Origin of the sequence: Pseudobacillus badius (assembly GCF_002189605.1) — a bacterium.
GTDB lineage: Bacteria > Bacillota > Bacilli > Bacillales > Domibacillaceae > Pseudobacillus > Pseudobacillus badius.
Genome location: NZ_MWMM01000006.1, coordinates 1 through 24,135, shown reverse-complemented (window position 1 = coordinate 24,135; position 24,135 = coordinate 1). Strand labels below are relative to the sequence as shown.

At 44.5% G+C, this 24,135-nt stretch carries 22 protein-coding genes and 1 rRNA gene; 10 read left to right on the top strand and 13 right to left on the bottom strand.

Features of this window, described 5'->3' with window-relative positions; genetic code table 11:
• The first annotated feature begins 13 nt into the window (after positions 1-13).
• Positions 14-805: a YwqG family protein gene (locus tag B1A98_RS11680; protein WP_063386030.1), complete on the top strand. Its 792-nt coding sequence runs from the start codon at positions 14-16 to the stop codon at positions 803-805.
• A 61-nt stretch (positions 806-866) separates the two neighbouring features.
• Here the strand turns inward: B1A98_RS11680 and B1A98_RS11675 are convergent, their stop codons facing one another.
• Together B1A98_RS11675 and B1A98_RS11670 are read right to left on the bottom strand one after the other, a co-directional pair.
• Positions 867-1,073, bottom strand: a complete 207-nt coding sequence (locus tag B1A98_RS11675) for a DUF951 domain-containing protein (RefSeq protein WP_041095662.1) — start codon at positions 1,071-1,073, stop codon at positions 867-869.
• 3 nt (positions 1,074-1,076) lie between these two features.
• Positions 1,077-1,982: a mechanosensitive ion channel family protein gene (locus tag B1A98_RS11670; protein WP_041095664.1), complete on the bottom strand. Its 906-nt coding sequence runs from the start codon at positions 1,980-1,982 to the stop codon at positions 1,077-1,079.
• A 171-nt stretch (positions 1,983-2,153) separates the two neighbouring features.
• Between B1A98_RS11670 and yyaC the strand changes: the two genes are divergently transcribed.
• The gene (yyaC, locus tag B1A98_RS11665) at positions 2,154-2,822 is read left to right on the top strand and encodes a spore protease YyaC (RefSeq protein WP_063386029.1); all 669 of its coding nucleotides are present in this window, start codon (positions 2,154-2,156) and stop codon (positions 2,820-2,822) included.
• On the opposite strand, the gene B1A98_RS11660 is transcribed toward yyaC, so the two are convergent.
• The 11 genes from B1A98_RS11660 to rpmH form a co-directional block, all read right to left on the bottom strand.
• On the bottom strand, positions 2,800-3,504 hold the full coding sequence (locus B1A98_RS11660; protein WP_063386028.1) for a DUF554 domain-containing protein: 705 nt from the start codon (positions 3,502-3,504) through the stop codon (positions 2,800-2,802). The two genes, yyaC and B1A98_RS11660, sit on opposite strands and share 23 nt — an antisense overlap.
• A gap of 82 nt (positions 3,505-3,586) precedes the next feature.
• Complete coding sequence (locus B1A98_RS11655; protein WP_063386027.1) at positions 3,587-4,438, bottom strand: ParB/RepB/Spo0J family partition protein; 852 nt, start codon at positions 4,436-4,438, stop codon at positions 3,587-3,589.
• Complete coding sequence (locus tag B1A98_RS11650; protein WP_063386026.1) at positions 4,431-5,192, bottom strand: ParA family protein; 762 nt, start codon at positions 5,190-5,192, stop codon at positions 4,431-4,433. The genes B1A98_RS11655 and B1A98_RS11650 overlap by 8 nt, the downstream gene beginning before the upstream one ends.
• Before the next feature lie 185 nt (positions 5,193-5,377).
• On the bottom strand, positions 5,378-6,250 hold the full coding sequence (noc, locus tag B1A98_RS11645; RefSeq protein ID WP_041095672.1) for a nucleoid occlusion protein: 873 nt from the start codon (positions 6,248-6,250) through the stop codon (positions 5,378-5,380).
• A 128-nt stretch (positions 6,251-6,378) separates the two neighbouring features.
• Positions 6,379-7,095 (bottom strand): 16S rRNA (guanine(527)-N(7))-methyltransferase RsmG, encoded by a 717-nt coding sequence (rsmG, locus tag B1A98_RS11640; RefSeq protein ID WP_041095674.1) that lies wholly within the window; start codon positions 7,093-7,095, stop codon positions 6,379-6,381.
• A 25-nt stretch (positions 7,096-7,120) separates the two neighbouring features.
• On the bottom strand, positions 7,121-9,010 hold the full coding sequence (gene mnmG, locus B1A98_RS11635; protein ID WP_041095676.1) for a tRNA uridine-5-carboxymethylaminomethyl(34) synthesis enzyme MnmG: 1,890 nt from the start codon (positions 9,008-9,010) through the stop codon (positions 7,121-7,123).
• A 20-nt stretch (positions 9,011-9,030) separates the two neighbouring features.
• On the bottom strand, positions 9,031-10,416 hold the full coding sequence (gene mnmE, locus B1A98_RS11630) for a tRNA uridine-5-carboxymethylaminomethyl(34) synthesis GTPase MnmE (RefSeq protein ID WP_063386145.1): 1,386 nt from the start codon (positions 10,414-10,416) through the stop codon (positions 9,031-9,033).
• A 391-nt stretch (positions 10,417-10,807) separates the two neighbouring features.
• Positions 10,808-11,431, bottom strand: a complete 624-nt coding sequence (gene jag, locus B1A98_RS11625; protein ID WP_041095679.1) for an RNA-binding cell elongation regulator Jag/EloR — start codon at positions 11,429-11,431, stop codon at positions 10,808-10,810.
• 11 nt (positions 11,432-11,442) lie between these two features.
• Complete coding sequence (spoIIIJ, locus tag B1A98_RS11620; RefSeq protein WP_087903761.1) at positions 11,443-12,189, bottom strand: YidC family membrane integrase SpoIIIJ; 747 nt, start codon at positions 12,187-12,189, stop codon at positions 11,443-11,445.
• A gap of 129 nt (positions 12,190-12,318) precedes the next feature.
• Positions 12,319-12,678, bottom strand: coding sequence for a ribonuclease P protein component (rnpA, locus tag B1A98_RS11615; protein ID WP_041095683.1), 360 nt, complete (start codon positions 12,676-12,678; stop codon positions 12,319-12,321).
• 263 nt (positions 12,679-12,941) lie between these two features.
• The gene (gene rpmH, locus B1A98_RS11610) at positions 12,942-13,076 is read right to left on the bottom strand and encodes a 50S ribosomal protein L34 (protein WP_049665949.1); all 135 of its coding nucleotides are present in this window, start codon (positions 13,074-13,076) and stop codon (positions 12,942-12,944) included.
• 623 nt (positions 13,077-13,699) lie between these two features.
• Between rpmH and dnaA the strand changes: the two genes are divergently transcribed.
• The 8 genes from dnaA to B1A98_RS11570 all read left to right on the top strand — a co-directional run.
• Complete coding sequence (gene dnaA / locus B1A98_RS11605) at positions 13,700-15,043, top strand: chromosomal replication initiator protein DnaA (RefSeq protein ID WP_041095685.1); 1,344 nt, start codon at positions 13,700-13,702, stop codon at positions 15,041-15,043.
• A 190-nt stretch (positions 15,044-15,233) separates the two neighbouring features.
• On the top strand, positions 15,234-16,370 hold the full coding sequence (dnaN, locus tag B1A98_RS11600) for a DNA polymerase III subunit beta (protein ID WP_041095687.1): 1,137 nt from the start codon (positions 15,234-15,236) through the stop codon (positions 16,368-16,370).
• A gap of 154 nt (positions 16,371-16,524) precedes the next feature.
• Entirely contained in the window at positions 16,525-16,743 is a 219-nt protein-coding gene (yaaA, locus tag B1A98_RS11595) for a S4 domain-containing protein YaaA (protein ID WP_041095689.1), read from the top strand.
• A 20-nt stretch (positions 16,744-16,763) separates the two neighbouring features.
• On the top strand, positions 16,764-17,882 hold the full coding sequence (gene recF, locus B1A98_RS11590; RefSeq protein ID WP_063386025.1) for a DNA replication/repair protein RecF: 1,119 nt from the start codon (positions 16,764-16,766) through the stop codon (positions 17,880-17,882).
• 155 nt (positions 17,883-18,037) lie between these two features.
• Positions 18,038-19,963: a DNA topoisomerase (ATP-hydrolyzing) subunit B gene (gyrB, locus tag B1A98_RS11585; RefSeq protein ID WP_041095693.1), complete on the top strand. Its 1,926-nt coding sequence runs from the start codon at positions 18,038-18,040 to the stop codon at positions 19,961-19,963.
• 136 nt (positions 19,964-20,099) lie between these two features.
• Positions 20,100-22,586: a DNA gyrase subunit A gene (gene gyrA / locus B1A98_RS11580; RefSeq protein WP_041095694.1), complete on the top strand. Its 2,487-nt coding sequence runs from the start codon at positions 20,100-20,102 to the stop codon at positions 22,584-22,586.
• 93 nt (positions 22,587-22,679) lie between these two features.
• Positions 22,680-23,765 (top strand): HD-GYP domain-containing protein, encoded by a 1,086-nt coding sequence (locus tag B1A98_RS11575; RefSeq protein ID WP_063386024.1) that lies wholly within the window; start codon positions 22,680-22,682, stop codon positions 23,763-23,765.
• A 279-nt stretch (positions 23,766-24,044) separates the two neighbouring features.
• Positions 24,045-24,135, top strand: a 16S ribosomal RNA gene (locus B1A98_RS11570); the annotation flags it as partial.

Sequence of the window (24,135 nt, the reverse complement as noted above, 5' to 3'; positions counted from 1 at the left end):
GAGGAGGAAAAAGATGACAAACCTTGATCATTTGCTCCACAAGCACGAATTATATCATAAAAAACCAGCTATTCTATCCGCTCTCAAACATTCCATCGGGATGGAAAAAGTTAAAATGGACGAAGAAGACATCCCTGTTGGGTCTTCCAAGCTCGGCGGGCTGCCGGATATGCCGGATAGCATGGAATTTCCCCGATATGAAAACGGACATTTATCGTTTCTCGGACAGTTTAACCTGAAAGAAGCCAAACCTTATGACAAGGATCAGTTACTTCCTGAAAATGGGATTTTGTATTTGTTTTATGACGTATATGAACAGCCTTGGGGCTTTGAAGAAGAAGAAGGCGGCTTTAAGATTCTCTATTACGATGGGGAAATCAGTCAATTGAAAAGAAGGGCGTACCCTGAAACCACTGAAGATTATTTCCCTTTAGACGCATGCAAAGTGTCTTTTAACAGCTTATTGACTATTTCCGAACACCCGGATAACCTGTCTTTCGCGGGAGAGGAAGAGGAGGAACGCTTTTGGAGCTTCAGGCAGGATCTCATGCAGCCTGAAGATGAAGAAGGGCATATTCAGCCGGCTCATTACATGCTGGGGGAACCCTTGAATATCCAAAACAATGTCTTCGAGGATCTCTATGACAAAGAGGGCGAGCCTGTATTGCTGCTCCAAATTGACTCGGATGAAGAAGATTTAGGAGTTATGTGGGGAGACTCCGGGATCCTGTATTTTTGTATGGAAAGGAAACAATTAGCCAATAAACAGTTTGACCAGGTTGCTTTTACGCTGCAATGTTTTTAAGGAACGTTTACTTGTCGCCAAAGGCAGCCGCGGTTCTGCTTGCCAATAGAAAACAGCAGCGTTAGGATTCGCTGCTGTTTTCTATTGGCTGTATGACCCTCTTCATTTTTTTGGCAAATTCTCTTCTCGGCAAGATGACGCTATGTCCGCAGCCCTCGCATTTAATGCGAATATCCATGCCCAGCCTGATCACTTTCCAGCGATTTGTGCCGCATGGATGGGGCTTTTTCATTTCAACGACATCATTTAATTCAAAAGTTTTCTCCATTGTTTACCCCCTGCTTTGCTGATGCTTTTTATGCGCCACTGCCTCTTCCTGTTCTGTACGGGAATACATGACGAGGCGCGGGAATGGTATTTCAATTCCATTTTCATCGAGGCACATTTTTACCTCTTTGCGGATCATCCGCGCGATGTACCAATGGTTCATCGGTGTGGTTTCAGCCGCAATCCTTAAAATGACATCTGAAGCTGCTAAGTTTTGCACACCGAGCAAGGTCGGCGGCGCTACGATTTCTTCATATTTATCCTGCAATGTCGCTAACAGTTCCTCAATTGCTTTTTCAGCCTCTTCAATGTTCTCTTCATAAGCAATGCTGACATCCACCACTGCCATGCTGTTGTGAATAGAGAAGTTGGTTACTTCACTAATGGAACCATTCGGCAAAATATGCAATTCTCCTGTCCACTGTTTAATTTTTGTCGTCCTTAAGCCGATTTCTTCGACTGTTCCTTCGAAATTGCCAATACGGACAAAGTCGCCGACTGAAAATTGATCTTCAAAAATAATGAAAAAGCCGCTGATCACATCACGCACAAGGTTCTGGGCGCCAAAACCAACGGCAAGCCCCAACACTCCGGCTCCAGCAATGAGCCCTTTTACATTAAACGTTAAAATAGACAGTATATTAAGCAATGCAACGAAATAGACAACATAGGAAACTACATTTTCCAGCAGCTTTAATAGTGTCGTCTCCCGCCGCTCTGAATATCTTAAAGGCGCTTTCGAACGCAAATGAAAAAAGTTGCGAATCGCGGCTTTAGCCACTTTTACGAGAATCGCCGCCAAAATCAGCGTCATTATGATTTTGAATGACCCTTTCCCGATCGCAATCCATGTTTTTTCATCTAACACTGTATCCCAAACCTGATCAAGCATACGCTGAAATGCAGACATGAAATTCCTCCTCCTTGGTCTTTGCTTGAAGGGCAACTTTCATTTTAGCAAGAATGATAAAGAATTTGTAGCTAGACACACAAAGAGAAAGTTTTTCTTTTTCCCGGACAGCATGTATAGAATCGCTCGAAAATCCGTATACTTTTACTATTATCCAGCAGGAGGTAACTTATGAATCTTAAACATTTGTTTGACCGCAAGCCTGATTCATATAGTGTTCATTATGAAGAGCAGCAGGCCGCTTCCGTATTTGCTGATCACTTGCTTACGCTGCTGCCGCCTCCGGGAAGCTGTCCGGTGGTCTTTGCCTTTATCGGCACAGACCGCTCTACAGGAGACTCTCTTGGTCCGCTTGTCGGCACGCTGCTCGAGGAAAAGAAAGTAACTGCTTTTCATATGTATGGCACCCTTGAAAATCCCGTTCATGCCGTCAATTTAACGGAAAAGCTGGCGCTGATCGAAAAAGAGCACGAGCATCCTTTTATTGTCGGCGCGGATGCATGCCTTGGCAGATTAAAAAGCGTCGGGCACATTCAAATCGGAAAAGGCCCTGTAAAGCCGGGAGCCGGCGTGAATAAACAGCTGCCAGCCGTTGGTGAAGCACACATTACCGGCATCGTTAATGTAAGCGGATTTATGGAGTTTTTTGTACTGCAAAATACGCGGCTTCACCTTGTAATGAGCATGGCCCGGGTAATAGCCGATGGAATTGCCAAAGCCTCCATTCGCTATTCTGCTTCTGCCCTTTTGCAGCAAAGCCTGTCCCAATCCGATCAAGATCTAAAACGCCAAGCAGCTATGTATGCCAAGCAATTATTCAAAAAAGATATTGAATCGTAATGATCACTCCGACACATACAAGGCTTGGCAGTAAATTTGCTACGCGTATTTTCGTCAAGCCCAGTAAGTTTAACCCAATCGCCAAAATCATAATGCCGCCGGCAGCTGTCATTTCCACAATGAAGGCATCCATCCATTCTTTCGGAACGAAGCGGTCGATTTGAGTAGCAAATAAAGCAATGATCCCCTCATACAGAATCACTGGAACAGCGGAAAACATGACACCAATCCCTAGGGTGGTTGTTAGAATTAAAGCGGTCACACCATCAATAATTGCCTTTGTCAAAAGGACTTCATGGTTTCCGCGAATGCCGCTGTCAAGCGCTCCAATAATGCCCATTGCTCCAATGACAAAAATTAAGGTAGCTGTGACGAAGCCTTGTGAAATGCTCGTTTCGTCCGTTTCTTTGCCAATCTTCCTCTCAAGCCATAAGCCTACTTGATTTAGCCGTTCATCCAGCATTAACAGCTCTCCAAGCGCTGCTCCAATAACCAGACTAATAATTACTGTTAAAAAATCAGCACTCTTTAAGCCCATTTGCAGCCCAAGCACCACCACTGCCAGCCCGATTGCCTGCATGACTGTTCCTTTTATTCCCTCTGGGATTCTATTTAACCACTTGCCGAGAAGCGCTCCAAAGATGATTGTCAGGCCGTTTATAATTGAGCCGTATAGCACCATTTCCTTTTTCCCCTTTGCATTTTTTCAATTTCCTTTCCCCACGAATAGCAAAGGGAGCTATCGGTAACCGACAGCTCCCTGATTAATTCTTGTTCAATAAATCAAGTATTCTGTTTAAGTCCTCGACCGATAAAAACTCAATTTCAATTTTTCCCTTTTTCTTGTCTTTTGACTGTTTAATGTGAACAGATGTTCCAAATTGTTCTCTCAGAGCGTCCTCCCGCTCTTTAATGAATACATCCTTTGTTTCTTTGGCCGCCGGTGTTTCACGTGAAACATTCTCGTTCAGCTTCTGAATCCATTTCTCCAGCTGTCTGACGTTTAAACCTTCTGACACTGTTTTCTCAGCCGTTCCGATCATTGTTTCTTTTTTCTTTAAGCCGAGAAGCGCCCGTCCGTGACCCATCGTCAATCTTCCGTCGGTAATCATTTCCTGAATTTCATTCGGCAAAGAAAGCAAGCGCAAATGATTGGCTATATGCGAGCGGCTTTTCCCCATCTTTACCGCCAGCTCTTCCTGGGTAAGATTTAGCTTATCAATCAGTGTTTGATAGGCTGCTGCTTCCTCCAGAGCCGTTAAATCCTCGCGCTGAAGATTTTCCAGCAGCGCCATTTCCATCATTTGTTCATCAGACAGTTTGCGGACAACGACAGGAACCTTTTCAAGCTTGGCGGCTTTAGCGGCACGGTAGCGCCTTTCGCCGACCACAATCTCGTATCCTTTAATGCTTTTGCGGGCAATAATCGGCTGGAGGATTCCATGTTCCTTAATAGACTCTGTTAATTCTCCAATCGCTTCCTCGCTGAAAATTTTGCGCGGCTGGTAAGGGTTGGGCCGCAGCTCCTTCAGCTCGATCTCTCTGACAGTTTCTTCATTTTCTATTTCCAGATCTTTAAAAATGGCATTGATTCCTCTTCCTAATCCTTTAGCCATTCGCTGCCACCTCCTTCGCAAAATCCAAATACATTTCCGCTCCTTTTGAACGGGGATCATATAAAATCACTGGTTTTCCGTGGCTGGGTGCTTCACTCAAGCGGATGTTTCTCGGGATGATTGTTCGATAGACCTTATCTTGAAAGTACTTTTTGACTTCTTCAATCACTTGCAAGCCCAAATTAGTGCGGGCATCGAGCATAGTCAGCAAAACGCCTTCAATCGCCAGCTCCGTATTTAAATGCTTTTGAACAAGGCGAACGGTATTAAGCAGCTGGCTTAGTCCTTCCAATGCGTAATACTCGCATTGAACGGGGATGATCACAGAATCGGCCGCTGTCAGAGCATTGACCGTTAACAATCCGAGGGAAGGCGGGCAATCGATTAACATATAATCAAAATCGTCGCGCACTCTTTCCAGCGCCCGTTTCAGCCGCAATTCCCTGGAGATAGTCGGCACAAGCTCAATATCCGCGCCTGCGAGAGAAATGGTTGCCGGGGCCACAAACAAATTGTCTACCGCCGCCGGCTTAATAATATCGATGATCTCGATATCATCCACTAACACATCATACATGCATTGATCCACGTCACCTTTTTGAATTCCTGTTCCGCTCGTTGCATTTCCTTGCGGATCAATGTCGATCAACAATACTTTTTTATCTAAAGAAGCTAAACAAGCTCCGAGATTAACGGACGTAGTTGTTTTTCCTACGCCTCCCTTTTGGTTAGCTATCGCAATGACTTTTCCCATCCGGCCCACCTGCTTTCTTCTATCCTAATAATTTACTGTATTTCTATTTTAACAAAAATAGCTCCGCAATTATCACTGCGGTTTAAAATACTTTTTAAGAATCCTTCTCCAAATTTCGTGCTGATATAGAGAAGATCTGCGAATATGTAACAAAAAAGCGAGAAACCGCCGGCTGGTTTCTCACTTTATTTCTTTTTTGGTATTTTAATTGTAATCTGGTAAAAATCGTCAAACTCTTCTTCCTGCGATTTCAAATCAATTCCGCTGTCGCTCACCATGGACAGAGATTGACGAATAGTATTCACAGCTATCCTGACATCCTTGCTGAAAGCTTTGCGGCGGGACTTCGGCTTCTGCTGCGGCGTATCAAGCAGCTGAACGACCCGGTCCTCTGTTTGTTTGACGTTGAACTGCTTTTCAATAATTTCATTCATCACCTGCACTTGCTTTTCCGGATTTTTTAACGGAATGAGCGCCCGTGCATGCCGCTCGGTAATCTGCTTTTGTGCCAGCGCTTCCTGAACCTCTGCCGGGAGCTTTAGCAGCCGCAGCTTATTGGCCACAGTCGACTGGCCCTTTCCGAGACGCTGAGCCAGCGCTTCCTGGGTCAATCCGTGCAGCTCAAGCAGCTTGCCGTATGCAATCGCTTCTTCAATCGGTGACAGCTCTTCCCTTTGCAGGTTTTCTATTAACGCAACCGACGCAGTCTCGGTATCATTTAAATTATTAATAATCGCCGGGACAGTTTCCCAATTCAATGTTTGCACTGCCCGCCAGCGCCGCTCCCCGGCAATCAGCTCATATTTCCCGTCCTCCGTTTCCCGGACAACGATCGGCTGAATAATGCCGTGGATATGAATAGTTCTAGCCAATTCTTCTATTTTTGCATCATCAAAAACGGTTCTCGGCTGAAAGCGGTTTGGCATAATTAAGGACACCGGGATTTGTTTAACTGCCTCTCTCTCCGCTGCTGATTCTTCTACTAACGCAATTTCTCTGGGCTGTTCTTCTGCTGTTTTTTCCCCCATGTTAAAAAAACGAGAGAAACGACGCTTCATGATCCCTACACCACCTTTAACGGACTCCCTTTAATACCTATTCTCTCTTTAACAGTCTGGTTCCTTCTTCGAGGAGCCGCTTTTTTGCTTAATCTTAAAAAAGTAAAGATATCCACATGTGGATATCTTTACTCAATCGGCGACTTATTCGGCGTTCCGGGCTTTCTAGGATACTTTTTCGGTGTAGCTTGTATCTTATCAATCACCATAATCGTCCGCTCGCTCTCCTCCATTGGAAGCAAAAACGAATGATCCTCCCGCAAACGGCCGCCAAGTACCTTGAGTGCTTTATGGCTGCTTTGCAATTCATCTTGCGCGCTTGCTGCCTTCATAGCCAAAAAGGCTCCGCCCACTTTCACAAGCGGCAGGCACAGCTCGCTTAACACAGACATGCGGGCAACGGCACGCGCCATTACCACATCATATTGCTCCCGATGCTCAGGCAATTTCCCAAAGGTTTCTGCCCGGTCATGGAAGAAATGGACATTACTCAATTGCAGCTCATTCGCCAAATGGTTTAAAAAGGTAATTCGTTTGTTCAGTGAATCTACGATCGTGACTTGAATGTCCGGAAAAGCAATCTTTAGCGGAATGCTTGGAAATCCGGCTCCCGCCCCTACATCGCAAATGGCCGGGCTGCCGGAAAAATCAAAGTAAAAGGCTGCAGACAGCGAATCGTAGAAGTGCTTTAAATACACTTCCTCTTCATCAGTAATCGCTGTTAAATTCATTTTTTCATTCCATTCGACGAGCAATTGGTAATACCGGTTAAATTGCTCAAGCTGTTCAGGGGAAAGATGCAGCCCCTTTTCTGCCAGCTGCTGCTGAAATTGTTCTTTATTCACTTGTCAACCGTCCCTTCAACTAGACTCAATTAGCCGTGCGGGCAATGCGCCCTTGCTCGATGTAAACAAGCAAAATGGAAATGTCGGCCGGGTTTACCCCTGAAATCCGGGAAGCTTGAGCGATAGAAAGCGGCCTTACTTCTTTCAAATGATGACGCGCTTCTGTTGCAAGGCCATTGATTGCATCGTAATCAATGTTCTCCGGTATCTTTTTATTTTCCATTTTCTTTAGCTTCTCCACTTGTTGAAGAGATTTTTCAATATATCCTTCGTATTTAATTTGAATTTCCACTTGCTCCTCTACTTCCGCATCCAATGCTTCAGGAGCTGGCACAAGCTGCTTCAAATGTCCGTAGTTCATTTCCGGGCGTCTTAAAAGATCCGTTGCTCGAATGCCATCTTTTAACTCGCTGCCGCCGGCTTCACGGATGAGTGCCTGCGTTTCTTCATTTGGTTTAATAATAATGGATTGCAAACGCTCAATTTCCCCGGAAATAGCCGCTTTCTTCTCCAGAAAACGCTGGTACCGTTCTTCTGAAATCAAGCCGATTCGGTAACCGATTTCCGTCAAACGCAGGTCCGCATTATCATGACGCAGAAGCAGCCGGTATTCTGCACGTGAAGTGAGCAGGCGGTATGGCTCGCTCGTTCCTTTTGTCACCAGGTCGTCAATCAGCACACCAATATACGCGTCAGAACGGCTTAAAATCACTTCATCCTTGTCAAGAACGCGGCAAGCGGCATTAATTCCCGCCATCATTCCCTGGGCAGCAGCTTCCTCATATCCAGATGTACCATTAATTTGGCCCGCTGTATACAAGTTTTTCACTTTTTTCGTTTCTAATGTCGGCCAGAGCTGTGTCGGCACAATGGCATCATATTCAATGGCGTAACCAGCACGCATTAATTGAGCTTTTTCCAATCCCGGAATCGTGCGGAGCATTCGATACTGAACGTCTTCCGGCAAGCTTGAAGACAAGCCCTGCACGTATACTTCTTCGGTATTGCGGCCCTCCGGCTCCAAGAAGATTTGATGGCGCGGCTTATCATTAAAGCGGACGATCTTATCTTCAATAGACGGACAATAGCGAGGGCCTTTGCCCTTAATCACTCCTGAAAACATCGGAGAGCGGTGCAAGTTATCATTGATGATGCTGTGGGTTTCTTCGTTCGTATAAGTTAACCAGCAAGGAAGCTGATCCGTAATAAACTTTGTTGTTTCATAGCTGAAAGCACGCGGCTCTTCGTCGCCGGGCTGAATCTCTGTTTTGCTGTAATCAATCGTCCGGCTGTTCACGCGCGGCGGCGTCCCTGTTTTAAAGCGGACAAGATCGAATCCAAGCTTCTCCAGGCTTTCAGATAAGCGGATAGATGGCTGCTGATTATTGGGCCCGCTGGAATACTTTAAATCGCCGATAATAATTTCTCCGCGCAAGAACGTTCCTGTTGTAATAATCACAGCTTGCGCACGATATACCGCTCCTGTTTGCGTAACAACGCCGCGGCATTCACCGTCTTCAACGATCAAATCTTCAACCATTCCTTGAATCAGCGTGAGGTTTTCTTGATTTTCGATCGTTTTCTTCATTTCCTGCTGATAGAGCACTTTATCTGCTTGCGCTCTCAATGCGCGAACAGCTGGGCCTTTTCCTGTATTCAGCATGCGCATTTGAATATGGGTTTTATCGATATTCTTGCCGATTTCACCGCCAAGCGCATCGATTTCCCGGACAACAATTCCTTTAGCCGGGCCGCCAATAGACGGATTGCACGGCATGTAAGCGATCATATCAAGATTAATGGTAATCATAAGCGTTTTTGCACCTGCCCGGGCAGATGCCAGCCCCGCTTCCACACCAGCATGTCCGGCACCTACAACGACTACATCGTATTGGCCAGCTTCATATTGTAGCATGTTTGCTCCTCCTTATTTGATTATTTTCCAAGACAAAATTGTGAGAATAACTGATCAATTAAGCTATCATGGACGCTTTCTCCAATAATCTCGCCCAATAGCTCCCATGTCCTTGTTAAATCAATTTGAACGATATCAATCGGCGTGCCTGACTGCGTATTTTCAATCGCATCCGTAATGGCTGCCAGCGCCTGGTGCAGCAGAGCAATATGGCGTGAATTAGAAACATAGGTCATGTCTCCCGCCTCGATCGACCCTGAGAAAAATAAAGAAGCGATCGCTTCCTCCAGCTCATCAATGCCTTTTTCCTGGAGCAAAGAAGTCGTTATCAGCTGCTTTCCTTCTGCCAGCTCTTTCACCCGCTCCATATTAATTTTTGGCGGCAAGTCTGTTTTATTAACAATTACGATCACATCCATGCCTGCGGTTGCTTCGAATAGCTTTTCATCCTCGCTTGTTAATTCATCCGAATAATTTAATACGAGCAAGATCAAATCAGCTTCTTTTAACACTTGGCGGGACCGCTCTACGCCAATGCGTTCAACGATATCCTCGGTTTCGCGGATTCCGGCCGTGTCAACAAGACGGAGCGGCACGCCCCGCACGTTCACATACTCTTCAATGACATCACGCGTCGTGCCTGGAATATCTGTGACGATTGCTTTGTTTTCCTGTACAAGGGCATTGAGCAAAGAGGATTTGCCGACATTCGGGCGCCCGATAATTACTGTCGATAAGCCTTCACGCAAAATTTTGCCCTGCTGGGATGTTTGCAGCAGCTTGTCAATTTCTTTTCGGACCACGGCTGCTTTCTCTAACAGCACGCGATGGGTCATTTCCTCGACATCGTCATATTCAGGATAGTCAATATTTACTTCTATATGGGCAAGTGTTTCAAGAATCTCCTGGCGCAGCTTGCGGATCAGCCGCGAGAGCCGGCCCTCCATTTGATTGAGCGCGACATTCATCGCCTTGTCTGTTTTTGCCCGGATCAAATCCATCACAGCCTCTGCTTGCGACAAATCAATTCGGCCGTTTAAAAAAGCCCGTTTCGTAAATTCGCCAGGCTCAGCAAGCCGGGCTCCCTCGTTCAGCACGAGCTGCAATACACGATTAACGGAAACTAGACCGCCGTGGCAGTTAATCTCCACTACATCTTCCCGAGTAAAGGTTTTCGGCCCCTTCATCAGTGAAAGCATTACTTCTTCCACTACTTGTCCCGTTTTAGGATCAACCAAATGACCGTAATGAATCGTATGGCTCGCCGCTTCCATTAATGACTTTTTCGATGGGCTTTGAAACACACGATCCGCAATCGTAACCGCTTCTTCACCGCTCAAGCGCACGATCGCAATGGCTCCTTCCCCCATTGGGGTGGAGATCGCTGCAATTGTATCGAGGTCCATCATTCTCACCTCTTCCTTCTCTGTAAAATGATATCTATAAAAAAAGAATCGCCTTCGTTCTCAAACCATTAGGGTAACATAAACAAGATGATTTAAAAAGAAGGCTGGATTGTCCACAGCCTTCTTTTTAACCTTATCTATTTTAACTTATTCACGTGTGGATAACAATAACTTCACCCGTTCATTTTTTGGGAAATAAAGTAATAAACTAATTTATTTAAACGTTATATTAAAAAGAAAATCACACTTTTTTGCCCCTAAAAAGACCCATCCTTAGCTCGACTGACTAAAGCAAAAGCTTATCCACAGTCTGATCATTAGCCGCGGCAATAAAAAAGGCTTCCCGGTTCTTCTTTTTCTAGTAAAAGAAAAGAATGTTCCGGGAAGGCCTTTATTTGCTTTTAGGAGCGATGACTACATAGCGTTTCGGTTCTGTGCCTTCTGAAAATGTATCAATGCGGCGATTTCCAGCCAAGGCAGCGTGGATGATCTTTCTTTCCGCAGCAGGCAAAGGCTCCAAACGGATCGTTTTTCCTGCTGTTTCCACTTTTTCAGCCATCCGCTTTGCTAAAGCAGTCAGAGTTTCTTCTCTTTTTTTGCGATAATCTCCGGCATCTAGTTGAAACTGAATGAAATCGTTTGAATGGCGGTTAATGACAAGCTGGGTGAGCTGCTGCAAAGCGTTTAATGTTTGTCCTCTTTTGCCAATTAACAAGGCAATTTTTTCGCCGGAAAGCGAAAAGAAGACTTTCTTTCCTTGCCTTTTCACCTGGATATCCGGATGTACACCTAAATGGGCGGCAATAGACAAAATATAGGATTTTGCCTCTCTGATCGGATCTGCCTTCATCCGGACTTTCAGCGAAGCCGGACGCCGGCCGAACAGACCGAGAATTCCTTTTTTTCCTTCATCCAAAATGTCAATTTCTACTTGTTCTTCTGTTGCCTGAAGCTGCTTTAAAGCGGATTGAAGAGCTTCTTCAACAGTTTGGCCGACAACTGTAACCTCTTTCATCCATGCCCCTCCTAGTCATTAACTGAAGTGGTCTTGCCCGTCTCTGGACGGTTAATGATCAACGTTTGCACGATCATGAAAACATTCCCTACTACCCAATATAAAGATAAAGCAGCCGGCAAGTTTACGGCAAAGACGATAATCATAATCGGCATGAGCCAAAGCATCATCGCCATTTGCGGGTTTTGGCTCATCGCTCCAGCCATCATGATTTTCTGCTGGACAAAAGTAGTTACTCCCGCTACTAGCGGAAGAATGAAGAACGGGTCCGGCGAACCGAGATCAAACCATAAGAATGTATCTTGTTTGATCGCTTCTGTTCGCATAATCGCTTGATAAAACCCAAAAATGATCGGCATTTGCACAATCAGCGGAAAACAGCCCGCGAGCGGGTTGACCCCATGCTTCTGAAGAAGCGCCATTGTTTCCTGCTGCATTTTTTGCTGTGTCACCGCATCTTTTGACTTGTACTTTTCCTTAATCTTTTGCATTTCCGGCTGTACAAGCTGCATTGCTTTCGTGTTTTTCGTTTGTTTGATCATTAACGGCAGAATAATCAGCCGAATGATGATAGTAACAATTATAATCGCCCAGCCGTAACTGCCTACTGCCTCGGCTGTCTTCATGATCACCACTGAAAGCGGATATACGACAAATTCATTCCAAAATCCTTTACTTTCCGGCGTAATCTCTTGATTGACCTCTGTACAGCCGGCAAGCAGCATCGTAGTCACTGCTAAAAGGATGAGAGTGATCATCTTCCTATTCAAACTCTTATTCCCCCCTGTCAATCCTTTGCGGCGGCTCTTTTCCAAAGCTCTATTGATCAATCATGCATCTTTCATTGTTTGATCGGCTTATGCAAAGAAGCTTCTTTAATATGTGTTCTAATCTTGTCTGGATATTCTTTTGTTGAATGCTCTTGCCCGCTTCAGCACGTGAATGAGGCTTTTCTTTATTTCACTGCCGTTCATATCCGCTGCCGGCTTGCGGGCAATCACAATAAAATCATGGCCTGGCACAATATCCTCTTTTAACTCTGTAAAGCTTTGCCGGACATGACGCTTAATCCGGTTGCGTGTAACCGCATTGCCAATCTTTTTGCTGACAGACAACCCGATCCGAAAAGGGACATTTAATTCATTTTGATACATATACACCACGAATTGACGATTGGCAAAAGACTTTCCGCTTTTGAAAACGGATTGGAACTCACTGTCTTTTTTTATGCGGAATGTTTTTCTCATTAGTCAATCACCTTTTCTTCGCCAGTTTTGAAGGGCTTTGCAACAATGACGCTGATTTTCCTTCTGTATGACCCATTCGTGCAGCAAATAGCTTTTGCGCACGCTTTCAGCAAACGCCAAAAGTGAATGAAACGAAAAGAAAAGACCAGGAGCATTCATTTAGCGCTTCGTTTTCTGTTCGTTTCATTCAAATGAGCCTGCAATCAAAGCGGCACTTCAGCATCGCCTATCTAAAAAAAAGACCACTGAGATTTTTCAGTGGTTTATGCAGATAATACTTTTCTTCCTTTAGCACGACGGCGAGCTAGCACGCGACGTCCGTTTTTAGAGCTCATACGGCTACGGAACCCATGAACTTTGCTTCTTTTACGCTTATTTGGTTGATAAGTTCTTTTCATTATTAAACACCTCCCTGAGGAATGGAAAATTTAACGTTAAAGACAGTCTTTTTGATTATAAAGATGATCTCTTTTCCTGTCAATACCTAAACAAAAAGCAAAAAAATCCATCTTCGCCTGGAAGACAGATGCTGTTTCATGCATTTTCTCCAATTTTCTTCCCTATGTACAGGGATCTCGAGAAAGAATGAGCTTATCCGCCTTTCTTCCCCATTCCTCTCAAATGCCTGTGGATAAATTTCGACAGCTTCTTTTCTTATTCACAGTGGTTACTGACAACTTTTACACAAATACGCCCCCTGTGGAAAAGTTTTTCTGCACAGGATGTCAGTGTTGTGGATAAATTTTATAGAGCATTGCATGAAAGCACTTTTTCTGCTATCATTACTTTGTTTTCACTCTGAATAAGTATTTCCAGCACTCAACTTATCCACAAGTGTGAATAAAGTGTTGATAAGTTATTCAACCACTTTGTATAAAAATGTCCACAAGTTGTTAATGATGTCGAAAAACTATTTTTCTTTTATTTTACATTATTTAACCGCACTCAAACAATTGCATAAATATAAATCCGAACAAACCACTGTTATATAACAAAGAAATCTTTAGGAGGAGGGGGCCTTATGGAAAATATCGATGATCTCTGGAACAAAGCGCTGGAAAACATAGAGAAAAAAATCAGCAAGCCCAGTTTTGATACATGGCTGAAGTCTACAAAAGCGCATTCGCTGCACGGCGATTCTATTACGATTGCCGCTCCAAACGACTTTGCAAGAGACTGGCTTGAAGGACACTATTCCCAGCTGATTTCGGGAGTGCTCGGCGAAATTACCGGCGAACAATTGTCGGTTAAATTTATTATTCCCGAAAATCAAGCGTCCCAAGAATATGACATGCCGATGCCTAACAAACCAAAGAAAAAAGAGGAAATGCACGATTTTCCGCAAAGCATGCTGAATCCGAAGTACACATTCGACACGTTCGTTATCGGCTCCGGCAACCGTTTTGCCCACGCCGCTTCGCTAGCCGTTGCGGAAGCGCCGGCAAAGGCCTATAACCCGCTCTTTATCTATGGGGGAGTGGGGCTGGGCAAAACCCACTTAATGCATGCGATTGGCCATTATGTACTTGAGCATAACCCAAATGCCAAAGTTGTTTATTTATCGTCGGAAAAATTCACTAATGAGTTTATTAACTCGATCAGGGATAACAAAGCAGTCGAATTTCGGAACCGCTACCGCAACGTCGACATCCTGCTAATAGATGATATTCAATTTCTGGCGGGAAAAGAATCGACTCAGGAAGAATTTTTCCACACATTCAACACGCTTCATGAAGAAAGCAAGCAAATTATTATTTCCAGCGACCGTCCTCCAAAGGAAATTCCAACGCTGGAGGACCGTCTGCGTTCCCGTTTTGAATGGGGACTGATCACGGATATCACGCCGCCGGATTTAGAAACAAGAATCGCTATTTTGCGCAAAAAAGCAAAGGCCGACAACCTCGATATTCCTAATGAGGTCATGCTCTACATTGCGAATCAAATCGATACGAATATTCGGGAACTAGAAGGCGCCTTGATTCGAGTCGTCGCGTATTCTTCGCTGATCAATAAAGATATTAATGCGGATCTGGCAGCGGAGGCGCTGAAGGACATTATTCCAAGCTCGAAGCCGAAGGTCATTACTATTCAGGACATCCAACGGGTTGTCGGTGAACAATACAACGTTAAGCTGGAGGATTTTAAAGCGAAAAAACGAACAAAATCCATCGCTTTCCCAAGGCAAATCGCCATGTATTTATCGCGCGAGCTGACTGACTTTTCGCTTCCGAAAATCGGAGAGGAATTTGGCGGAAGGGACCACACGACCGTGATCCACGCGCATGAAAAAATTTCAAAGCTGCTGGATACGGATAATCAGCTGCAATCAAAAGTAAAAGAAATACAAAGCATTTTACATTCTTAATAGTGTGCATAACTTTTCATAGGTTACAAACAGTCTGTCCACATGTGGATAGACTGTTCTTACTTTTGTTTTTCGGGTTATCCACATATTCACAAGCCCTATTACTATTACTACTATTTTTTTAAATATAAAATTATTATTATATGCAGCAGCTATAAAAATTATTCTTGAATAATGGAAGGGGAAGAAAATGAAGTTTTCAATTCAAAAGGACCGCTTTGCTCAAAGTGTGCAAGACGTATTAAAAGCCATCAGCTCCAGAACAACGATCCCTATTCTAACTGGGATTAAGATTGATGCTACAGAAGAAGGAATTAAACTGACAGGAAGCGATTCTGATATTTCCATTGAATCGTTTATTCCGCAAGAAGAAGAAGGCAAGGTGCTCGTCGACATTCAACAAACAGGCTCGATTGTACTTAATGCCCGCTTTTTCAACGAAATTGTGAAGAAATTGCCTTCTGAAAAAGCTGAAATCGAAGTGATCTCTTCTTTCCAAACAGTGATTCGCTCCGGCCAGGCAGAATTCAGCTTGAACGGGCTGGACCCGGATGAATATCCTCATCTTCCTCAAATTGAAGAAGGGGAAGTCTTTAAGCTGCCGACAGATTTGTTAAAAGCTTTAATCAGACAGACGGTATTTGCAGTGTCCGCCTCAGAAACACGACCGATCTTGACAGGTGTCAACTGGAAGATAGAAGAGGGCCAGCTCGTTTGCATTGCAACGGACAGCCACCGTCTTGCCTGGAGAAAAGCGGCAGTAGAAACGGACTTCAATGCTGAATACAATGTGGTCATTCCAGGCAAGAGTTTAAATGAGCTCAGCAAAATTCTGGATGATTCGCAGGAACCGGTCGAAATTGTCATTACAGACAATCAAGTGCTGTTCCGGGCTAAACATTTGCTCTTTTACTCCCGTTTGCTAGAAGGAAATTATCCGGATACGAGCCGCTTGATTCCTACAGATAGCAAAACAAAATTGGAGCTTAACACGAAAGAGTTTTTACAAGCGATCGACAGGGCTTCCTTGCTGGCAAGAGAAGGACGCAACAACGTCGTGAAGCTGTCAATGATTGACGAGAACCTCATCGAGATTTCTTCTAATTCTCCGGAAATTGGAAAAGTTACGGAACAAGTGCGAAGCCGTGAAATTGAAGGGGAAGAAATCAAAATCTCTTTTAGTGCTAAATATATGATGGATGCTCTAAAGGTGCTCGAAGGAACAGAAATTAATATTCAATTTACTGGAGCGATGCGTCCGTTCGTTATTCGCCCTGAAAATGATGATTCGATTTTGCAGCTTATTTTGCCGGTGAGAACGTATTAATTGCCTGCATAAAGTGAATAATATGGAAAACTGAGAAGGAAAAGGCTGTTTCATGAAATGGGCAGCCTTCTTTCTCTTGTTTCTTCTTTGTGTTAAAGTTAAAAATTTAGTAAAATAAAGTATTAGAGAATTCATTCGAAAGCAGTGAAGATAAATGGAGAAAAAAGTAACGATTGAAACGGAATATATTCCTTTAGGCCAATTTTTAAAGCTTGCTGATATCATCCAAACAGGAGGAATGGCCAAATGGTTCCTGAGTGAGCATGAAGTGTATGTCAATGGAGAACTTGACCAGCGGAGAGGAAGGAAACTGCGTGCAGGTGACCGGGTGGAGATTCCAGGGACTGGCAGTTTTGAAATTGTTGGTTTATAACACAAAAGGATGTTTTGTATATGCACATAACCGAATTGTCTTTGGAAAATTACCGGAATTATGCCTCGTTAAATATTGAATTGGAAAACAAGGTGAATGTGTTCCTTGGGGAAAATGCTCAGGGGAAAACAAATGTCATTGAATCAATCTTTGTGCTGGCTATGGCAAAGTCTCACCGAACCTCCAACGATAAAGATTTGATTCGCTGGGAAACGGAGTATGCTAAAATAAAAGGAAGAGTCCAAAAAGCTCAAGGCTCCGTCCCAATGGAATTAATCATTTCGAAGAAGGGCAAGAAAGCAAAATGCAATCACTTGGAGCAGCAGCGTTTAAGCCAATATATCGGGAATATGAATGTTGTGATGTTTGCCCCTGAGGATCTTCACCTTGTAAAGGGCAACCCGCAGGTAAGAAGGCGGTTCATCGATATGGAGATTGGCCAAGTCTCTCCTGTTTATCTTCATGACATCAGCCAGTATTATAAAGTGCTGCAGCAGCGCAACCGCTATTTAAAGCAGCTGCAAAGCAAAAAAGTGAGTGATGTCACGATGCTGGATGTTTTTACAGATCAGCTCATTCAGCTGGCTGTAAAGATTGTCAGAAAAAGATTTGATTTTATCCAGCTGCTGCAGAACTGGGCCCAGGCAATCCATTCAGGCATTTCGCGTGGAGGCGAAACATTAAACATTTTATATGACCCGTCTATTAATGTATCAGAGGAAGACGATCCGTCTAAAATGATTCATATGTTTGAAGAGAAGTTTCACACCCAGCAAAGAAAAGAAATTGAGCGGGGTGTCACTTTGTTCGGCCCGCACCGTGATGATCTCATCTTTCAAGTCAATGGAAAAAATGTACAAACATTCGGCTCTCAAGGCCAGCAGCGGACAACCGCTTTATCTGTCAAGCTGGCGGAAATCGAATTGATTCATTCCGAAATCAAGGAATATCCGATTCTTTTGCTTGATGATGTGTTGTCGGAACTGGATGATTATCGCCAATCCCATTTGTTAAATACGATACAGGGAAGGGTACAAACATTTGTCACGACGACGAGCATAGAAGGAATTAACCATCAAACGCTGAAGGAAGCTTCTACGTTCAAAGTGGAAAGCGGAACGATCTCGCAAATGAAATAGACAAAGCTTGACTGTTATTATAACCGGGAAACAAGCCTTTATTCTCTTTATCTTATACATGGAAAAACGAATATATGAAAATTATTTTCAAAAGTCTGGCGGTAACAGCATATCAGCCGGCTTTTCAAAGAAAGAGCAGGTGAACGGATTTGACTATGGAACAACCTAATACAGCGAACCAGCCTTCTTATGATGAGAATCAGATCCAAGTGCTGGAGGGACTGGAAGCCGTTCGTAAGCGGCCGGGAATGTATATTGGTTCAACGAGTGGAAAAGGTCTTCACCATCTCGTCTGGGAAATTGTTGATAATAGCATTGACGAAGCACTGGCAGGATACTGCGATAAAATCCGCGTAATCATTGAGGAAGACAACAGCATTACCGTGAAAGATAACGGCCGCGGAATTCCAGTCGGCATTCAGGAGCAAACAGGCCGGCCGGCGGTGGAAGTCATCTTGACCGTTCTTCATGCAGGGGGAAAATTCGGGGGAGGCGGCTATAAAGTGTCAGGCGGCCTTCACGGCGTAGGAGCCTCCGTTGTCAATGCGCTGTCAGAAAAGCTTGAAGTGTTCGTTCATCGTGACAACCAGATTTATTATCAGTCTTACAAACGCGGGGTGCCGCAGGAAGAACTGAAAGTGGTCGGCGATACAGACTATACAGGCACGACTATCCACTTTAAACCGGATGCGGAGATTTTTACAGAAACGACTGTCTATGAATATGATACGCTGGCGAACCGCTTGCGTGAGCTTGCCTTCCTCAACCGCGGCATTCGAATTATTATTGAAGACCGCCGGGAAGAAGGAAAGACAAATGAATACTATTACGAGGGCGGCATCAAGTCTTACGTTGAGCATTTAAACCGGACAAAAGAAGTGGTTCACAGCGAACCGATCTATGTAGAAGGCACAAAGGACGGCATCGCTGCCGAAATCGCGTTGCAGTACAATGAAGGATTTGCCAGCAATGTGTATTCTTTTGCCAATAACATCAATACGTATGAAGGCGGAACCCATGAATCCGGATTTAAAACAGCCTTAACGCGCGTGATTAACGATTATGCACGCAAAAACGGTTTAGTAAAAGAAGCAGAGACGAATTTATCGGGTGAAGATGTGCGTGAAGGGCTAACAGCCATTATTTCAATCAAGCACCCTGATCCCCAGTTTGAAGGCCAGACGAAGACAAAGCTTGGAAACTCTGAAGCCCGTACTGTAACAGATGCCGTTTTCTCTTCTCATTTTGAAACCTTTTTGCTGGAAAATCCGGCGGTTGCCCGCAAGATCGTTGAAAAAGGCTTGATGGCGGCCCGCGCCCGGATGGCAGCAAAGAAAGCACGGGAATTGACACGCAGAAAGAGCGCCTTGGAAGTATCTAGCCTTCCAGGAAAGCTGGCCGATTGTTCATCCCGTGACCCGGAAATCAGTGAGTTGTATGTGGTGGAGGGAGATTCAGCCGGCGGATCAGCCAAGCAAGGACGCGACCGCCACTTCCAAGCGATTCTCCCGCTTCGCGGAAAAATTATTAACGTGGAAAAAGCCCGTCTGGATAAAATCTTGTCAAACAACGAGATTCGCATGATCATTACCGCCCTTGGCACAGGGATTGGCGATGAGTTTGATATTTCGAAAGCCCGTTATCATAAGCTTGTCATCATGACTGATGCCGATGTAGACGGAGCACATATCCGGACCTTGCTGCTTACATTCCTCTTCCGCTATATGCGCCAGCTGATTGAAGCAGGATATGTGTATATCGCTCAGCCGCCGCTTTATAAAGTGACGCATGGAAAACGGGTTGAGTACGTGTACAATGATCGTCAGCTGGATGAAGTGCTTGCAACCCTTCCTGAAAACTCAAAGCCGGGCTTGCAGCGCTATAAAGGTCTTGGAGAGATGAATGCAGAGCAGCTGTGGGATACAACAATGAACCCGGATACGAGAACGCTGCTCCAGGTCAGCCTAGAAGATGCGATTGAAGCAGATGAAACGTTTGAAATATTAATGGGCGACCGCGTAGAACCGCGCCGGCAATTCATTGAAGAAAATGCCCTTTATGTTAAAAACTTAGATATATAAGTTGAACACGAGCGGTTTGCAAAAGGAACGAGCAGGATAGATCTTTGTCTATCCTGTCTGTCTTTTTCTGCAACCGTCCATATTTCTGTTCTTCACGTTCATACATCCAAAAGTTCGTTAAAGGAGGTTCTTTTACATGGCTGAAACGCCTCAATCAAGAGTAACAGAAATTAACATTAGCCAGGAAATGCGCTCATCGTTTCTGGATTATGCAATGAGCGTAATCGTTGCCCGTGCGCTCCCGGACGTCAGAGATGGCTTAAAGCCAGTTCACCGCCGGATTCTTTACGCGATGAATGACTTAGGCATGACTTCTGATAAAGCTTATAAAAAATCTGCCCGTATCGTCGGTGAAGTCATTGGTAAATATCACCCGCACGGTGATTCAGCTGTCTATGAAACGATGGTGCGGATGGCGCAGGATTTCAATTACCGTTATATGCTTGTAGACGGCCATGGAAACTTCGGTTCAATCGACGGGGATGCGGCTGCGGCTATGCGTTATACAGAAGCGCGCATGTCCAAAATATCCATGGAACTGTTGCGTGATATTACGAAAGATACGATTGATTACAAGGATAACTATGATGGTTCAGAAAGAGAGCCGGCGGTGCTTCCGTCCCGTTTCCCTAACTTGCTTGTAAACGGGACGTCAGGCATTGCGGTCGGCATGGCGACCAATATCCCTCCTCACCAGCTTGGCGAAGTGATTGATGGATTGATTGCCTTCAGCAAAAATGAGGAAATGTCCATACTTGAAATCATGGAGTATATTCCAGGTCCTGATTTTCCGACCGGCGGCATGATCATGGGAAGAAGCGGGATTCGCCGCGCCTATGAAACCGGGAAAGGCTCTTTAACCATCCGAGCGAAAGTGGATATCGAACAACGCGCAAACGGCAAAGAAACCATTATCGTGAATGAATTGCCCTACCAGGTAAATAAAGCGCGCCTCATTGAAAAAATTGCAGAGCTGGTACGTGACAAACGCATTGACGGCATCACTGATTTGCGGGATGAATCAGACCGCAACGGAATGCGGATCGTTATGGAAATCCGCCGTGATGCCAATGCAAGCGTGCTTCTGAACAATTTGTACAAGCATACGGCGATGCAAACAAGCTTCGGAATTAATTTACTGGCGCTTGTAGACGGCCAGCCGCGGGTGTTAAGCATTAAAGAATGTCTTCATTACTATTTAGAGCATCAGCGGGTGATTATTCGCCGCCGGACAGAATTTGAATTGAGAAAGGCACAGGCGAGAGCGCATATTTTAGAAGGGTTAAGAATTGCGCTTGATCACATTGATGAGATTATCAGCTTAATTCGCAGCTCCCAAACAACAGAAATTGCGAAACAAGGGCTCATGGAGCAATTTTCCTTATCAGAGAAGCAAGCACAAGCTATCCTTGATATGCGCCTGCAGCGCCTGACCGGTTTGGAGCGAGAAAAAATCGAGGATGAGTATCAAAATTTAGTTCAACTCATTGCTGAACTAAAAGCTATTTTGGCTGATGATGAAAAAATCCTCGAAATTATTCGTGAAGAGCTGCTGGAAATCAAAGAGAAATTCAATGATGCCCGCCGTACGGAAATTATGGATGCCGGCGTGGAAGATATCATGGATGAAGATTTGATTCCTCGCGAGCAAATCGTTCTGACGTTAACACATAATGGTTATGTGAAGCGCTTGCCTGCCTCCACTTACCGTAGTCAAAAACGGGGAGGACGCGGTGTGCAAGGCATGGGGACAAACGAAGATGACTTCGTTGAGCATTTGCTGACAACATCTACCCATGATACGATTCTCTTTTTCACGAATAAAGGGAAGGTATATCGTCTGAAAGGCTATCAAATCCCTGAATTCAGCCGGACGGCCAAAGGCATCCCGTTAATCAACTTATTAGAAGTGGAAAAAGGCGAATGGGTTAATGCCATGATTCGTGTCGAGCAATTTGATGCGGATGCTTTCTTGTTCTTTGCGACAAAATCGGGAATTGTCAAACGTACACAGCTGAAGGACTTTGCTAATATCCGGACAAACGGGTTGCGTGCTCTTAATTTAAAAGAGGATGATGAATTAATCTCTGTACGGCTGACTGACGGGCACAAGCATATCGTCATTGGAACACGCGATGGCATGATGATCCGTTTTGAAGAGGGAAATGTCCGGCAGATGGGACGGGTATCGACTGGTGTCAAAGGCATCCGGTTGTCTCCTGGTGACTGTGTTGTCGGCATGGAGCTGCTTCATGAAAATGATTACGTGCTGATCGTAACCGAAAACGGCTATGGTAAACGTACGCCTGAACAAGATTACCGCATTCAGACAAGAGGCGGAAAAGGATTGAAAACGTGCAATATAACAAGCAAAAACGGTCCGCTTGTCGCTATTAAAACAGTGAGCGGGGAAGAGGATCTTATGCTGATTACTGTTGGCGGCGTTCTTATTAGAATGGATGTAAATGACATCTCTATCACCGGCAGAAATACGCAAGGAGTTAAATTAATCCGTCTCCATGATGAAGAAACGGTGGCTACTGTAACGAAGATCGCAAAAGAAGAGGAAGAAGAGTTAGATGATTCCGCTTCTGAGGAAGAAGTTATAGAAGCCCACGAATAAAACAGAAAAAGCCGACAAAGTCGGCTTTTTCTTATTTCTAATCCACCCATTATTTGCTAGAATGTAAGTAAAAAAACCTGGGGGAAAAGAAGGATGTATGTACAGATAGAGGATTTGAAAGAGGGGGACATACTGCTTGAAGATGTGTTTGGAAAAACACAGATGCCCCTTATGGCCAAGGACACAGAGTTAACCAGCTTGCATATTCACATGCTTAAAGCTTTTTTAGTCGGCGGAGTAGAGGTGGCCGGAGGAGTTTCGGCGGAAAAGAAGCCAAAGGACAAAGAATTGAAGGAAAAACCAGTGAAGCAGGCAGTTGTGTCTTCAAGTGAGCCTGCAGACTTTTTTCAGCAGTACCTGCAAAGCGTGGAAAACCATAAGAAAGAGTTTCAAAAATGGCAGGCCGGGGGCAGCATAGATATTGTTAAAGTTCGTGAAATGATTGTCCCGCTGCTTGACCAGGCAATAGGCCAGCCGGAAGTATTTTTGGAAATATCTAACTATTCAGATCCGAGCGACTATATTTCTCATCATTCCATTGCCACCGGTTTAATAAGCGGCATGATTGCTATGCAATTAAATTGCGAGAAGGGAACGGTCGTTCAATCAGCTCTCTCAGGTGTATTGGCGGATTGCGGCATGGCGAGAGTGAACCCGCGCATTTTATTAAAAGAAAGCTCCCTCACATCTGCAGAAAGAAAAGAAGTCAATAACCACCCTTTCTTCAGCTATAAGATGGTAAAGGATATAAATCTTTTAAAGCCGGAGACAAAATTAGCCATATTCCAACACCATGAAAGGCTTGATGGTTCAGGATATGCCAAGGGTGTCAAAGCAGACCAGCTCCTGCTAATTTCCCGGATTGTTGCATTAGCCGATGCTTTTCATGCCATGACGACGGATCGTCCATACAGAAGAAGACACCTCTTATTTAAGGTGCTCGAAATGTTCAGGCAGGATTTTTTCGGGCAGTTTGATTTAGAAGCTGTTAAAGCATTAACGAACGTATTCACCAAACTTCCTTCTGGGACGGTTGTTCAGTTATCAGACGGGCAGAAGGCGACGATTCTGTTTGTTAAACAGCAGCATCCGACCAGACCGCTCTTGCAGCTGCAGAAGGATGAAACGATTGTGGATCTTGAAAAGAGAAGGGATCTTTACATCGAATCCATTCTTTGACCCTTTCATAGCGGCTCTGAAGGATGACGGCTAATTTTTCAGAACCGCTTACAATATGTGCTGCGTGTTCAGGTGCCTGTTTTTTATGAATCTTTATTGCTGGAATAGCATATACTAAATAATTTATAAAAAAATCCTTAAATGTGTTGACCAATAGAAATAAAGGTGATATATTATAAAAGTCGCTTGATCGCGACGCACAAATTGAACATTGAAAACTGAACAAAAACATGCCAGTAAGTTAATTCTTATTTTTAAAACATGAGCAAGTCAAACATCTTTTTGGAGAGTTTGATCCTGGCTCAGGACGAACGCTGGCGGCGTGCCTAATACATGCAAGTCGAGCGGACTTGACGGAAGCTTGCTTCCG